The sequence below is a fragment of the Roseovarius sp. THAF9 genome (assembly GCF_009363715.1).
In the GTDB taxonomy this organism is placed as follows: domain Bacteria; phylum Pseudomonadota; class Alphaproteobacteria; order Rhodobacterales; family Rhodobacteraceae; genus Roseovarius.
Map to the genome: position 1 here is coordinate 1768796 of NZ_CP045404.1, position 14614 is coordinate 1783409.

The window sequence follows — 14614 nt, forward strand, 5'->3', positions numbered from 1 at the left end:
CGGAATATAAGGGCGATCTGGCGCGTGTGAAGAGGGCGCGGTGTGGCCTGTCGCGGCGCCAGTGTCAACCCGCGCGCGCCCCGTGGGCCATGCAGGACGCGCTTTTAGAAAAATCCGATGCATTCGGCCCGCGCTGTTTCACCCAGCATTAAGGACAATTCCCGAATGTAAAGCCGGTGAAATCGTAAGGGGTGAACCAGGATGTATCTTAAGAAAGTCGAAGGCCCCCGCGCCGTGACGCTGCCCGATGGCACGGTCATGACGCGCGCGGACCTGCCGCCACCGGACACGCAGCGATGGGTGGCGTCGCGTAAACTTCAGGTTGTGAGGGCCGTGGCCCACAGCCTGATCACTCAGGCCGAGGCGCAGGACATGTACCAGATCAGCGCCGAGGAATTCAACGAGTGGCTGGACGCCGTTTCCAGGCATGGGGAACGCGGATTGAAGGTGACGGTCGCAAAATGAGTCGACAACCTAAAGTAGTGCGCGCTATTTGTTCTTTTAGAGTAACCACCGGTTAACCAATTTCCCGGAATATCAGGGCGGACAAGGATACAAGCGGAGATTAACGCATGCGCGTTCTATTGATCGAAGACGATCCCAATACTTCGAAAAGCATCGAATTGATGCTGACCCATGCCAATCTGAACGTGTACACCACGGACCTTGGCGAGGAGGGGATCGACCTGGCCAAGCTTTACGATTACGACCTGATCCTGCTTGATCTGGGTCTGCCAGACATGAACGGACACGAGGTCCTGCGGCAACTCAGGCTTGCACGGATCGAAACGCCGATCCTGATCCTGTCAGGGGCGGATGACACCGAGAACAAGATCAAGGGATTTGGTTTCGGTGCCGACGACTACCTGACCAAACCCTTCCACCGCGAGGAACTGGTGGCGCGGATCCATGCGATCATCCGTCGGTCCAAGGGGCATTCGCAGTCGATGATCCGCACCGGCAAGGTGAACGTCAATCTTGACGCCAAGACGGTGGATGTGGGCGGAAAGACGGTGCACCTGACGGGCAAGGAATACCAGATGCTCGAACTTCTCAGCCTGCGCAAGGGCACGACCCTGACGAAAGAGATGTTCCTGAACCATCTTTACGGCGGCATGGATGAGCCGGAGCTCAAGATCATCGACGTCTTCATCTGCAAGCTGCGCAAGAAGCTGGCGGAGGCGACGGGGGGCGACAACTACATCGAAACGGTTTGGGGCCGCGGCTATGTTCTGCGCGACCCGGATCCGACAGAGGGAAAAGGTGACGGCCCGCGGCTCGCCGTGGGCGCCTGAGGCCCGAGGCGGCAGCCCCGTCAGGCAATCCCGATCCCGCAGGATCGCGTCCCAACGCGGTGGCGATACTGTGCCCCGCCTGACACGGAATGCAGTTACGACACGGCCCTCCAGCTGACCGGGTCCGGCATATGTGCCGGGCCCGGTTTCGCATGTGGCGTTCAGCGGACAATAAGGCCGGGTGGCGCGTCGAGCACTTGCGGCAAAGGGCGTTTCCCGCCGCCGACAGGCGCGCTCTGGGCCTAGAATGAAAATCTGCAATTCAGCTTTGGCAAGAAAGGCTTTAACACTTCGGGAAAGACGCCGACTGGCAGCAAGACAGAGAACAGGGCATGACCGCCGAAACACCCGTAGACACCCTGACCGAAACGCAGGCCCACAAAGAGCTGGCCCGCCTGGCCGACGTGCTGGCAAAGGCCAATGATGCCTATCATCGGGACGACGCGCCGCAGATCACCGATGCGGACTACGATGCGCTCAAGGCCCGCAACGCCGCCATCGAGGCGCGGTTCCCCAAGCTCAAGCGCGACGACAGCCCCAGTGACCAGGTCGGGGCGGCCCCGGCAGATCGCTTTTCCAAGGTCACGCACGCGGTCCGGATGCTCAGCCTGTCGAACGTTTTTGACGACGCCGAGGTCGTGGACTTCGACGATCGAATCCGCCGTTATTTGGGCCTCGCTGCCGATGCACCGCTCAAATACACCGCCGAACCCAAGATCGACGGGCTGAGCCTGAGCCTGCGCTACGAGGGGGGCAAACTGGTCCAGGCTGCCACGCGCGGCGACGGTGCAGTGGGCGAGAACGTGACCGCCAATGCCCGGACCATCGACGATATTCCCGTGACGCTGGAAGACGCGCCTGACGTGCTGGAAGTGCGCGGCGAAGTCTACATGAGCCACGCCGATTTCGAGGCGCTGAACAAAAGGCAAGCCGAGCAGGATGCCAAGACCTTCGCCAACCCGCGCAATGCCGCCGCGGGATCGCTGCGGCAACTCGACAGCAGCATCACTAAGTCCCGCCCGTTGCGCTTCTTCGCCTATGCCTGGGGCGAGGTGAGCGAAGCGCTGGCAAGCACGCAAATGGACGCGATAGACCGGCTGGCCGAGTTGGGGTTTTCGACCAACCCGCTGACCGCGCTCTGCGACGGCCCGGCAGAGATGCAGGCGCATTACGACCAGATCGAACAACAGCGCGCCAGCCTAGGCTATGACATCGACGGCGTGGTCTACAAGGTCAATGACCTCGACCTGCAGCGCCGGCTGGGCTTTCGCAGCACGACGCCCCGCTGGGCCACGGCGCATAAATTTCCCGCCGAGCTGGCCTGGACCACTTTGGAAAACATCGAGATCCAGGTGGGCCGCACCGGCGCGCTGTCCCCCGTGGCCCGGCTGACCCCCGTGACCGTGGGCGGCGTGGTGGTCAGCAACGCCACCCTGCACAACGAGGATTACATCAAGGGCCTCGACAGCAAGGGGCAGGAGATCCGCGGCGGCAAGGACATCCGGATCGGTGACTGGGTGCAGGTCTACCGCGCCGGCGACGTGATCCCGAAAGTGGCGGATGTGGATCTGTCGAAGCGGCCCGAGGGCGCGGAACCTTACGTGTTTCCGACCGAGTGCCCCGAATGCGGCTCCGAGGCGATCCGCGAAGAGGGCGATGCCGTGCGCCGCTGCACTGGCGGGCTGATCTGCCCGGCGCAGGCTGTTGAAAAGCTGAAACATTTCGTGTCACGAGCGGCGTTTGATATTGAAGGTCTGGGCGCAAAACAGGTCGAGCAGTTCTATCGCGACGGCTGGATCAGGGAACCGGCCGATATCTTCACGTTGCAGGAGCGCTACGGCAGCGGCGTGAAGCAGTTGAAGAACCGCGAAGGCTGGGGCGAGAAAAGCGCCGAGAACCTATTTCAGGCCATCGAGGATACGCGGACGATCCCCTTTGGCCGGGTCCTGTTCGCGCTTGGCATCCGCCACGTGGGTGAGCAGGCCAGCAACCTGATTGCGCGCAGCTATGGCCGGTGGGATACTTTCACCGCGGCGATGGACGCCGCGAAAGAGTGCGAAGGCCCGGAATGGGACAACCTTCTGGCCATCGACGGGGTTGGCGAGGTCATGGCGCGCAGCCTTGTCACCGCCTTTGCGCAGGATCATGAGCGCGACAGCATCGACCGGCTGACGGCCCATCTGACCATCGAAGAGGCCGCGGCCCCCGCGACGGATGGCAGCCCCGTCGCGGGCAAAACGGTCGTCTTTACCGGCACGCTGGAAAAGATGACCCGCGCCGAGGCCAAGGCACGGGCCGAAGCGTTGGGCGCCAAGGTTTCGGGCTCGGTGTCGGCCAAGACCGACCTGCTGGTGGCCGGGCCGGGGGCGGGCAGCAAGGCCAAGAAAGCCGCCGAGCTGGGCATCGAGACCATCGACGAGGATGGCTGGCTGGAGCTGATCGACGACGCATGACGACCCGGCCGGAAATCCTCTTTCCGCTTTTCGCGGATCTGGAGACGCTGGAAGGCGTCGGGCCCAAGACCGCCAAGACATTGGAGGCGCTGCATATTACGCGTCCCCGGGACCTGCTGTTTACGCTGCCGCATTCCGGCATCGACAGGCGCAAGCGCGACACGGTGCAGGGCGCGGATTTGCCCGGCACGGTCACGGTCGAGGTTCTGGTGGGCCGCCATGACCCACCGCGAAGCCGGGGGCGGCCCTACCGCATACAGGTCGAGGACAGCCGCGTCGCCTTTCAACTGGTCTTCTTCAACGGCCGCGACGATTACCTCAATCGCGTTTTGCCGACCGGCGCGCGGCGGGTGGTTTCGGGCAAGGTCGAGCTGTTCGACGGGATGGCGCAGATGGTGCATCCCGATCACATCCTGCCCGTGGAAGAGGCGGGCGAGATCCCGGATTTCGAGCCTGTCTACCCGCTGACCGCCGGCGTGACGCAAAAGACGATGGCCAAGGCCGCGCGATCTGCTCTGGCGCGTGCGCCGGACCTGGCCGAATGGATCGACCCGTCCCAAAAGGACCAAGCTGACTGGCCCGACTGGCATGCGGCGCTGGACCATGCCCACACCCCCGCCGACATGGCCGACCTCGCCGCGACCGATCCGGCCCGCATGCGGCTGGCCTATGACGAGTTCATGGCGCACCAGCTGACCCTTGCCCTGGCCCGCGCCAAGATGCGGCGCGGCAAGGGGCGGGTCAGCAAGGCCACGGGCACGTTACAGGCACAGATGCGCGCCGCCTTGCCCTACACGCCCACGGGCGCCCAGACCCGCGCCATTGCCGAGATCGCCGCGGACATGGCCGCCCCCCTGCGCATGAACCGCCTGCTGCAAGGCGACGTCGGCGCGGGCAAGACGCTGGTGGCACTGATGGCGCTCCTGGTCGCGGTCGAGGCAGGCGGGCAGGGGGTGATGATGGCGCCCACCGAGATCCTTGCCCGCCAACATCTGGAAGGTCTGCGCCCGCTGGCCGAGTCCGCCGGCGTGGTTCTGGAACTGCTGACAGGCCGCGACAAGGGAGCGGAACGGCGCGCCAAGCTGGAGGCGCTGAAGCGCGGCGACATCCAGATCCTCGTGGGCACTCATGCCGTTTTTCAGAAGGACGTGGAGTTTCACGACCTGCGCCTTGCCGTGGTGGACGAACAGCACCGTTTCGGCGTGCGGCAACGGCTGGAACTGGGGCGCAAGGGCGCCGCTGTCGATGTGCTGGTGATGACCGCCACGCCCATTCCGCGCAGCCTGGCGCTGGCGCAATATGGCGATATGGATGTCAGCATCCTCGACGAGAAACCACCCGGCCGGAAGCCGATCAAGACGGCGCTGACCAACATGGCGCGGATACAGGAAGTGGTCGAGCACCTGAAGGGCGCCATCGCCGAGGGACGGCAGGCCTATTGGGTCTGCCCGCTGGTCGAGGACTCCGAGGTGATGGATCTGACCAGCGCCGAGGAACGGTTCAAGCACCTGCGCGCCACCTTGGGCGAAGGGCGCGTCGGGCTGGTGCACGGCCAGATGCCGCCCGCCGACAAGGACGCCGCGATGGCCGCGTTTCAGCGCGGCGAGACGAGCGTTCTGGTGTCGACAACGGTCATCGAGGTGGGTGTTGATGTGCCCAACGCCTCGATCATGGTGATCGAACGCGCCGAGCATTTCGGGTTGGCGCAGCTGCACCAGCTGCGCGGCCGGGTGGGACGGGGCGAGGCGCAATCGACCTGCCTGCTCATGTACCAGGCGCCGCTCTCGGAGGGCGGTCAGCGCCGGATGGACACGATGCGCGAGACCGAGGACGGGTTCCGCATCGCCGAAGTCGATCTGGAAATGCGCGGCGTCGGCGACCTGATCGGCACGGCGCAATCCGGCCTGCCGCGATTTCGCGTCGCGGACATGGAGGCGCAGGCAGGGCTGATGGCCACCGCCCAGACCGACGCACGAAAGCTGCTGGGGGATGACCCGGAGTTGCAGTCAGAGCGCGGGCAGGCCGCCCGCGTCCTGCTGTGGCTGATGGGGCAGGACGAGGCGATCCGGCTGTTGTCGGTTGGCTGAGGCCGTCGCGCCATTCAGAAGAAATCGAAATGGTCGGCCGTGGTGAAATCCGAGACCGGCTCAGGCTCTGGCGCCATGTCAATGCCGTCGCCTGACCCGCCTGTCTGATAGCTGCTTATCAGGATATCTGACAATTCGTACGCGGTTTCATCTGTGGGCTCTGCAGCCTTGAAATCATGGAAGTCGAAATCTTCGCCGCCTGCGCTTGAGAGCCGAACAGATTGAACCGCCGGCAGGATAAGGGAGGCAGTGGGGTCCTCGTCCTGCTGGATTGCAAGCGTCTCTGGCGTATCGTCCTGTTGCGGTTGAGTGGGGGCACCAAAGGACAGGATATCAGTCCATTTCTTGTGATCTGTGTCCATCATTTTGAGAATTCCTTCTGCATTTCGTTTCACAAAAGGAAGTCGGAGGCGGAGGTCGAGAAGTTCAAAAGAAAAGCGTGTTAAAAAAATCGATCAATTTAAAGGCGTTAACCAAAGTGCACCGCAAAAGTTCACAAATGTTCTCATAAAGTTCTTTACAAAAGGTTTCCAAAATGAGAACAAAGAGGCAACAGAAGTTAACGGCAACAAGGACACTTCCGATGCTGACCCAGATCAAGACCGCCGCAAGACGCTCTGCCGACACTCTGCTCGGTGATTTCATCGGTGGTGCGGCGCTGGTCGTCACGCTGGTCGGAGGGCTCTACCTGCCGGGACTGATGTAACCGTTTCTGCCTGCGTATATCCCTCGCGCGTCGCGCTTGCGTCTCCTGTCCCCTTGACGCGGCCTGATACTGTCCCCTTTGTCCCGGGTTGTTGCCTCTTCCCCGGACACGACGCGCAAAAGCGGATCACGCATTCCTTCCGCCGCCGCTGTTCCAGCGTGCGGCGGTTTTTTTTGCGCATCGCGCCCAAGATTCTTCGTACGAAGAATCTTGGGGGCGCTCGATTGCAGCCGCGGGCGCCCCGTGACAGGCTGAGCGCGCCAGGACAGGACCATGCACGACCATTCGCACGGCCACAGCCACGTTCCGAAGAAGGAACGCACCATCGCCATCGCCGCCGCCCTGACGGGCGGCTTCATGCTGGCCGAACTTGTGGGCGGGATCCTGTCGGGATCGCTGGCACTACTGGCCGATGCAGGGCATATGCTGACCGATTTCGCGTCATTGATGTTGGCCTGGTTCGCGTTCCGCATCGCGCGGCGGCCGGCCGACTGGAAGCGGACCTATGGCTACGACCGGTTCTCGGTCCTTGCGGCCTTCGTCAACGGGCTGACACTCTTTGCCATCGCGCTCTGGATCGTGATCGAGGCGGTACGGCGTTTGGCGCAACCGGTCGAGGTGTTGGGCGGGCTGATGCTCTGGGTGGCGCTGGTCGGGCTGGTGGTGAACATCGCGTCCTTCTGGGTGCTGACGCGCGAGGACAGCGACAACCTGAACATACGCGCGGCCGCGCTGCATGTGGCGGGGGATCTGCTGGGCTCGGTTGCAGCGATTGTCGCCTCGCTGGTGATCCTCTGGACCGGCTGGATGCCGATCGACCCTATCCTGTCAGTGCTGGTGGCGGTGATCATCCTGCGCTCGGCGCTGAAAGTGGTCCGCGAAAGCGGGCATATCCTGTTGGAAGGCGCGCCCGGCGGGTTTGACCGGCGCGAGGTGGCCGAGGCTTTGACCCGGGATGTGCCGGGTGTGGCCGAGGTCAGCCACGTGCACGCCTGGCAGGTGACGCAGGAGCGCCCGATGGTGACACTGAACCTGTCGGTATGCCAAGGCTTTGACGCCGAAGCGGTCAAAACGCAGGTCAGAGACATCCTGCGCGACACCTATGGGATGGATCATGCAACGATCGAAGTGGTGCGCTGACAAGAGCCTTCGAACGAAGGCTCTCAGGCCGTGGCGCGCGCCTCTTCCATCGCCTCGGTGGCGGCCTCCAGCGTCAGCAGGATCGAGGCATGGCGGTTCTTGTAATCCTGCGCGGGGCGCAACACTTCCAACCCCTCAAAAGGCGCAGGAGGTGTGGGCCCGTCGGATTTCAGCATCGCTTTCAGCGCATCGCGCGCCGCGACCACCTGATCGTAGGTGCAGCCGATGATGCCTCCCCCCACGACGCTCGCCGCCGCCTGGCCCAGGGCACAGGCCTTCACCTCTGCGGCATAGTCAGTGATGCGGTCGCCGTCGGTGATCAGATCCACAGTCACGGTCGATCCGCAAAGCGGTGCACGGCGCTTGACCGTCACGTCCGGGGCCTCCAGCCGCCCGTGATGCGGGATGTCGGCGGCCAGTTCGAGGATCCGCGCGGAGTAAAGCTTGATCAGGTCGGTCTCGCCGCTCATGGCTTTCCCTTTCGTCGTTGACCCCATAGATAAGGGCTGACACCGCCAAGGCAAAAGGTTTTCTGACATGGAATTCGATGTTTCCAGCTTGCGTTTCAACGACCAGGGCCTGATCCCGGCCATCGCGCAGGATGCGGCCAGCGCAGAGGTGCTGATGATGGCGTGGATGAATGCCGAGGCCGTGGCCCGAACGCTGGAGACGGGCCGCGTCACCTATTGGAGTCGCTCGCGGCAGGCGTTCTGGATCAAGGGTGAAAGCTCGGGTCATGTGCAGAAACTGGTGGAGTTCCGGGTGGATTGCGACCGCGACTGCCTGCTGGTGTTGGTCGATCAGACCGGACCGGCCTGTCACACCAACCGACGCAGCTGCTTTTACACGGGTGTTCAGGAGGGGCTCGAGGTCGAGCTTATGGCACCTGTCGTGCCGTGAGTATTTTTGGAACAGTGAAGAGACGGGCGCGTCACATCCCGACCATGGCGCGGATATCCGCCGGGCTCTTTCCCGCCTCGCGGTAGGTCGCGATGCTGCGGGCGTCGTCGCGCTTTGCCAGGCGCTTGCCATCCTCGTCGCGGATCAGGCGGTGATGGTGGTAGCGCGGGAGGGCATGGCCCAGAAGGCTGAGCAGGATCACCTGAATCGGTACGAACCCGAACAGGTCCTCGCCACGGACCACGTCGGTGATGCTCTGCCGGATATCGTCGAGCGCGGAGGCGAGGAAATAGGCGACGATGTCCTCGCCCTTGCGGCTGAGGACCACGTCGCCGATCTCGGCCAGCGCCTGGTCCGGTTCAATCCGATGGGTGCCGGTGTGCAACGGGCCGGTCTCCTCGAAATCTGGATAGAGGCCGCCGAAGTGATCGAGCGCCCGGTCCAGATGCAGGCGCAGCGCATCGCCGGGCTCGCGGCTTGTCATGCTCCGGTGCTTGCAGGTGCCGGGATAGACCTCGTGGATGGCGCCCTCCTGCGGGGCGGCGAGCGCGGCCTGAATCTGGCTGCGGGAACAAGAGCAGGGGTAGAGCAGGCCCATCGATTCGAACCGCTCAAGGGCGGGGGTGTAGCTGCTCAGTTGCTCGGACTGGCGCAAGACGGGCTCGTCCCAGTCGAGACCAAGCCACATAAGGTCGTCCAGGATCTGCGAATCCCATTCCGGTTTGCTGCGTTGCAGGTCGGTGTCTTCCATCCGCAGCAGAAACGCACCGCCGCGCGCCCGCGCCATGTCATGCCCCAAGAGCGCCGAATAGGCGTGACCCAGGTGCAGCGGGCCCGTGGGCGATGGAGCGAAACGGGTTCTGAAAGTCACGCTTTTTCAATTATATATACGGTGGAGTTTATGTTCTGGCCGGGCAGGTGGGGGCCGTACTCGCGAAAGAGGACATTGGCCGCGCCACGATCCAGCCAGCTGTTCAAAGCACCTTCGTATTGCGGGTCGGCCAGCGCGTGGTCGTTCAGGCTGAAGCCCAGCAAGCCGCCCTTGGGCAGCACGTGCATCACCAGGTCGAGGGTCGAGGCCGGGGCCGCGCCCGTGCCGATGACGCCGATGCAGGTGATGGCCTCATAGGCGCCCGCCGGAATAGGATCGGGGTCAGACAGGTCGATGGGTGTGAGGGTGCGATAGACGGCCTTGCGCCTTGCGCCGTCCAGCATCTCTTGACTGGGGTCCATGCCGTCGATCGTGGAGAACCCGGCGAGTTTCAGCGCCAGACCGGACAGCCCCGTGCCACAGCCGTAATCCAGCAGCGGCGCCTCGTGTGACTTGGCGAATCGAAACATCGCATCGGCCACGCGGCCCGGCGTGGCATAGCCGTTATCGGCGATTTCGGCGTCATAGCTGGCCGCCCAAGCGTCATAGAGCGCACGGGTCTCTTCCGGGTCCGCCGCCTCGTAAACCTTATCGAAGAAACTGTCCGACATGCACGAAGAAAATCACACGGTTTCTCCGGCGTCCACTTCTGTTTCGGCCAGCCAGCCCGTCCAGGCTGCCTTGGCCCGGTCGGTATAGGCCTTGTAGCGGTCACGCCGGCCCCGGCGTCCGCCCTTGAGCCCGTCGACGGGTCGAAAGAGGCCGAAATTGACGTTCATCGGCTGAAACGTCTTCGGATCGGCCCCGCCGGTGATGTGGTGGATCAGCGCGCCCATGGCGGTGTCCTGCGGCGGTGCAGGGAGGGGGCGGCCCAGGATCTCTCCGGCGGCCAGACGCCCGGCCAAGAGGCCCATCGCGGCGGATTCGACATAGCCTTCGACGCCGGTGATCTGACCGGCGAAGCGGATATGCGGCTTGGCACGCAGGCGCATCTGGTCATCCAGCAGCGTGGGCGAATTGAGAAACGTGTTGCGATGAATGCCACCCAGACGCGCGAAACTGGCATTCTCGAGCCCGGGAATCATTTTGAAAACATCTGTTTGCGCGCCGTACTTCATCTTGGTCTGAAAGCCGACGATGTTGTAGAGCGTCCCGAGCGCGTTGTCCCGGCGCAGTTGCACCACAGCCCAGGGCTTCACGCCCGGCTGGTGGGGATTGGTCAGGCCCACGGGCTTCATCGGGCCGTGCCGCAACGTCTCGCGGCCGCGTTCGGCCATCACTTCGATCGGCAGGCAGCCGTCGAAATAGGTCGCCGTCTCGCCCTCGTGGAACTCGGTCTTGTCGGCGGCCAGCAGCGCGTCGATGAAGGCCTCGTACTGGTCCTTCGACATCGGGCAGTTGAGATAGGCGGTGCGCTCTTCCTCGGTTTCGCCCTTGTCGTACCGCGACTGCATCCACGCCTGGGTCATGTCGATCGTGTCGTAATAGACGATGGGCGCGATGGCGTCGAAAAAGGCCAACCTGTCGGTGCCTGTCTCGGCCGCGATGGCGGCGCCCAGCCCTTGCGAGGTCAGCGGGCCGGTGGCAAAGATCCAGCGCCCGCTCTCGGGCAGGGTGGACACTTCACCTTCTTCGACCGTGACATTTGGATGCGCGCGCAGCCGGGCGGTGACGCCTTGGGAAAACGCTTCGCGGTCCACGGCCAGCGCGCCGCCCGCGGGCAGGCGGTGGGTCTCGGCCATTTCCATGATCAGCCCGCCCGCTTGGCGCATTTCCCAATGCAGGAGGCCCACGGCGTTCTGCTCGTCATCGTCCGAGCGAAAGGAGTTGGAGCAGACCATCTCGGCCAGGTCGCCGGTCTGGTGCGCGAAGGTGCCGACCTTGGGGCGCATCTCGTGGATGACCACGCGCACGCCCATGTTGGCGGCCTGCCATGCGGCCTCGGACCCGGCCATGCCACCGCCGACGATATGAAGTGTCTCTGTCATGGCCCCGCATTTAAGGGGTCGAGGGCGGTTTGGAAAGGGTCAGCTGTCGCCGGGCAGCCCGGCCACCGGCAAGCCCGAGGGCACGGCATCGGGCACGCCAAGGCGGCCCGTGCGCGAGACCGGGTCGGTCAGCGCATCGAGGAAATCGACAAGCGCGGTGATCTCCATGTTTGTCAGCGGCCTGCGGGGCAGGGTCGCGGCGGCATAGATGCTCAGCACCTCCGCCTCGTCACGCATCGCCGCCTCCAGCCCGGTCTCTTCCGCGCCAACGTTCGGCACAAAGGCCGCCGTCAGGCCGGGGTATTGCGCCAGCCCCGCGCCGGGGTCGGCATGATGCCGGATCATCGCCGCAAGATCACGATAGGCGCCGTTATGGCCATAGGGCGCGGTCAGCGCCACGTTGCGAAGCGACGGCGTGCGGAACTTATAGGCATCCGCAGGATCGCCCGTGATCGCTCCCAGCCCGATATCGGAATTGCCGTTGGCCCCGTGCCCCTTTCCCGGCCCGATCTGGGGCAGGCCAATGGCGTGAAAATCGTGGTCGGTTTGAAACGTGCCGGAATGGCAGGCGGCACAGCCCGCTTTGCCGTAGAACAGCGCCATGCCGCGCAGCTGATCGTTGCTCAGCGCCTCGTCCTGGCCCGACAGAAAGGCATCGAACGGGCTGTCGGTGGCGCGGAATTCGTAGCTGATGAAATCGGCAAGCACGGCGGCGATATGGGTGATGTGCAAAGGCTCGTTCGGGCCGATCAGCCACTCGAACCGGCGGCGGTACTCGGGGATGTCCCAGACCCGCTCGGTGATCTTCTGCCAGGCGCCGTCATAGCCCGCGATCCGCCCCTGCGCCACGGCGTCGGCGATGATGTTCTCGCCGGGGTGTCCGGCCATTTCGTCCACCGCGACCATCGGCAGCAGCGCCTGCGCGGCCAACAGGCTGATGGGGCGCTCCAGCAGGAGCTGCTCGGGGACGCTGATGCCGTAGCGTTCGGTCTTGCTGGCGATGACGCGGCCGTCATGGGTAAAGGCGGTGAATTCCGCCGCGCCCAGGTTGAACAGCGGCGGCGCGTTACGGGGCAGGCGTTTCGGCGCATTGTCGGCGGCCCGGGTGCGGGCAGGCCCAAGCCCCCGACCGCCCTCGCCAAGCGACAGCGACACGCCGTCGCCGCTGCCCATGTCGGGGTGGTGGCAGGTGGCACAGGCGATGTTGCGATTGCCCGACAGGATCGGGTCGAAGAACAGATCACGGCCCAGCAAAACCGACGTGGCCCCCGGTGTGGGAAACTCCGCGCGGTTTGCCGGGTCGGGCAGGTCAGCAGCCTCCGAAGGAATGGCCAGAGAGAGGCTGGCCAGGAGGGACCAGATGCCGAAAACCGCCACCCGAAATGTCATAGCGCCGCAATCATAGCGTCGTGTAACCCCACACGATGCCCCCACGTACGGGTGTAACGGACGGAATGTGGCGACAAAACGGCAATTGTGGAAATAGTGTGGCACGGTTTTGGAAACATTGCCGCCGAGGTGCGAACTGCGCGCGAAGGCCAAGTTTTTCTAGGAATTCGTGAGGTTGGCACAACGAATGTAAAATGAGATGCTGAAAAACGGACCGTAAGGCCCTACTTTGCGTTGCACCAACCTCGGCCCGATCATGACGCAATTGCGGCGACGATAAACCGGCTGTTTCGGAACACAGATGACGCGTTTGGTTAACAATCGGTTAACGTGTTGGTTTGCGCATGGAAATCGCCCTCAGGTTGGCGCGCTGCGCAGTTCACAACGCCGCTCATCGGCCTAAAATTCTCGTTTAAATAGACGCGGATTGAAGTCCATACACCTCAGACGTGTCGACCGCCGCTTTAGTCCTGCTTCCACTCTGGCGGGCGCTTTTCGATGAATGCGCTGATGCCTTCCTCGGTGTCGCGCCACATCATGTTCTCGACCATGACCTCGCCGGTAAAGGCATAAGCGTCGTCCAGCCCCATTTCGAGTTGCTTGTAGAAGGCCTGTTTGCCGATCTTCACCGCCGCGCCCAGCTTGGCGGCGATGGTATGGGCCAGGTCGTCGCCGGCGGCTTGCAGCGCGTGATACGGCACCGCGCGGTTGATCAGGCCCAGTTCGATCGCGCGGTCGGTCTCGATGAACTCGCCGGTGGTCAGCATCTCGAACGCCTGCTTGCGCGGGATGTTGCGGCTGAGCGCGACCATGGGCGTGGAACAGAAAAGCCCGATATTTACCCCGTTGACGCCGAACCGCGTGCCCGTGGCCGCCACGGCCAGGTCGCAGGTCGCCACAAGCTGGCAACCGGCCGCGGTGGCGATGCCGTGGGGCAGGGCGATGACCGGCTGGGGCAGGTCGCGGATCGTGCGCATCAGCTTGCTGCACCGCGAGAAGAGATCGGCGAAATAGGCCTTGCCGCCATCCTCGGCCTGGCGCCCTTGGGTCATTTCCTTCAGGTCATGCCCGGCGCAGAACGCCTTGCCTTCGCCGGCCAGGGTCACGACGCGAATCGAATTGTCCTCCGCGATCTCGCCCAGCGTGGTCTGAAGCGCCTCCAACATGCCGTCGCTCAACGCGTTCAGTTTCTCGGGCTGGTTCATCGTCAGACGGGCGATGGCGCCGTCGTCTTGGCGTTCCAGGATTGTCATCTTGATCCTCCTTGGGGCTTGTGCCTTCTTACGCCGGCACGCGCACGGAGGAAAGCATGCCGCTGAAACTGAATGCAACCGATCTGATGGCCTATATCGACGAGGTCTTCCCGCAGGTGAAAGGCGACTTCACCATCGACAGCCTGGAGGAAATGGCGCTGCGCGTGCGCCTGAACGTCGAAGAGCGTCACCTGCGCCCGGGCGGCACGGTGTCGGGCCCGTCGATATTCGCGCTGGCGGATGTGGCGGTCTACATGGCGGTCCTGTCGATGACCGGACGCGAGGCGCTGGCGGTCACGACAAGCTGCTCCATCGACTTCATGCGCAAACCCGCCGCCAACACGGACCTCATTGCCGACTGCCGGTTGCTGAAACTGGGGCGCGTTCTGGCCGTGGGCGACGTGCTGATCTTCTCGCACGGGTTCGACCAGCCGGTGGCGCGGGCCAGCCTGACCTATTCGATTCCGCCCAAGGCATGAAAAAAGGGCCGGGATTGTACCCGGCCCAGTGGGAAGAGATCCGTATCGGGGAC

15 protein-coding genes are annotated in these 14614 nt (G+C 63.8%); 8 read left to right on the forward strand and 7 right to left on the reverse strand.

From position 1 onward, the window contains the following. Window positions 1–201 precede the first annotated feature (201 nt). From FIU86_RS08740 to recG, 4 genes are all read left to right on the forward strand, one after another. Entirely contained in the window at window positions 202–465 is a 264-nt protein-coding gene (locus tag FIU86_RS08740) for a DUF1153 domain-containing protein (RefSeq protein WP_152474727.1), read from the forward strand. Window positions 466–572: 107 nt separating this feature from the next. Next, window positions 573–1295: a response regulator transcription factor CtrA gene (gene ctrA, locus FIU86_RS08745; protein ID WP_152474728.1), complete on the forward strand. Its 723-nt coding sequence runs from the start codon at window positions 573–575 to the stop codon at window positions 1293–1295. A 332-nt stretch (window positions 1296–1627) separates the two neighbouring features. Further along, on the forward strand, window positions 1628–3748 hold the full coding sequence (gene ligA, locus FIU86_RS08750) for an NAD-dependent DNA ligase LigA (protein ID WP_152474729.1): 2121 nt from the start codon (window positions 1628–1630) through the stop codon (window positions 3746–3748). Beyond that, a complete protein-coding gene (gene recG, locus FIU86_RS08755) occupies window positions 3745–5835 on the forward strand; it encodes an ATP-dependent DNA helicase RecG (RefSeq protein ID WP_152474730.1) in 2091 nt (696 codons plus the stop codon). The genes ligA and recG overlap by 4 nt, the downstream gene beginning before the upstream one ends. A gap of 14 nt (window positions 5836–5849) precedes the next feature. On the opposite strand, the gene FIU86_RS08760 is transcribed toward recG, so the two are convergent. After that, window positions 5850–6200, reverse strand: coding sequence for a hypothetical protein (locus tag FIU86_RS08760; protein ID WP_152474731.1), 351 nt, complete (start codon window positions 6198–6200; stop codon window positions 5850–5852). Between the two features lie 218 nt (window positions 6201–6418). Between FIU86_RS08760 and FIU86_RS23015 the strand changes: the two genes are divergently transcribed. After that, window positions 6419–6541, forward strand: coding sequence for a hypothetical protein (locus FIU86_RS23015; RefSeq protein ID WP_302848763.1), 123 nt, complete (start codon window positions 6419–6421; stop codon window positions 6539–6541). A gap of 273 nt (window positions 6542–6814) precedes the next feature. After that, complete coding sequence (locus tag FIU86_RS08765; RefSeq protein WP_152474732.1) at window positions 6815–7681, forward strand: cation diffusion facilitator family transporter; 867 nt, start codon at window positions 6815–6817, stop codon at window positions 7679–7681. Between the two features lie 23 nt (window positions 7682–7704). Here FIU86_RS08765 and FIU86_RS08770 read toward each other — a convergent pair whose 3' ends face one another. After that, a complete protein-coding gene (locus FIU86_RS08770; protein ID WP_152474733.1) occupies window positions 7705–8151 on the reverse strand; it encodes an iron-sulfur cluster assembly scaffold protein in 447 nt (148 codons plus the stop codon). A gap of 67 nt (window positions 8152–8218) precedes the next feature. Here FIU86_RS08770 and hisI point away from each other — a divergent pair, with 67 nt between their 5' ends. Next, entirely contained in the window at window positions 8219–8581 is a 363-nt protein-coding gene (hisI, locus tag FIU86_RS08775; protein ID WP_152474734.1) for a phosphoribosyl-AMP cyclohydrolase, read from the forward strand. A 31-nt stretch (window positions 8582–8612) separates the two neighbouring features. Here hisI and gluQRS read toward each other — a convergent pair whose 3' ends face one another. The 5 genes from gluQRS to FIU86_RS08800 form a co-directional block, all read right to left on the reverse strand. Further along, window positions 8613–9452, reverse strand: coding sequence for a tRNA glutamyl-Q(34) synthetase GluQRS (gene gluQRS / locus FIU86_RS08780; protein ID WP_152474735.1), 840 nt, complete (start codon window positions 9450–9452; stop codon window positions 8613–8615). Then, window positions 9449–10063, reverse strand: coding sequence for a class I SAM-dependent methyltransferase (locus FIU86_RS08785; RefSeq protein WP_152474736.1), 615 nt, complete (start codon window positions 10061–10063; stop codon window positions 9449–9451). Before FIU86_RS08785 ends, gluQRS begins: the two co-directional genes overlap by 4 nt. Before the next feature lie 12 nt (window positions 10064–10075). Further along, window positions 10076–11440: a methylenetetrahydrofolate--tRNA-(uracil(54)-C(5))-methyltransferase (FADH(2)-oxidizing) TrmFO gene (gene trmFO / locus FIU86_RS08790; protein WP_152474737.1), complete on the reverse strand. Its 1365-nt coding sequence runs from the start codon at window positions 11438–11440 to the stop codon at window positions 10076–10078. A 39-nt stretch (window positions 11441–11479) separates the two neighbouring features. Continuing rightward, complete coding sequence (locus tag FIU86_RS08795; protein WP_152474738.1) at window positions 11480–12829, reverse strand: cytochrome-c peroxidase; 1350 nt, start codon at window positions 12827–12829, stop codon at window positions 11480–11482. Between the two features lie 464 nt (window positions 12830–13293). After that, complete coding sequence (locus FIU86_RS08800) at window positions 13294–14082, reverse strand: enoyl-CoA hydratase (RefSeq protein WP_152474739.1); 789 nt, start codon at window positions 14080–14082, stop codon at window positions 13294–13296. A gap of 56 nt (window positions 14083–14138) precedes the next feature. Here FIU86_RS08800 and FIU86_RS08805 point away from each other — a divergent pair, with 56 nt between their 5' ends. Further along, window positions 14139–14561, forward strand: coding sequence for a PaaI family thioesterase (locus FIU86_RS08805; protein WP_152474740.1), 423 nt, complete (start codon window positions 14139–14141; stop codon window positions 14559–14561). Window positions 14562–14614 lie beyond the last annotated feature (53 nt).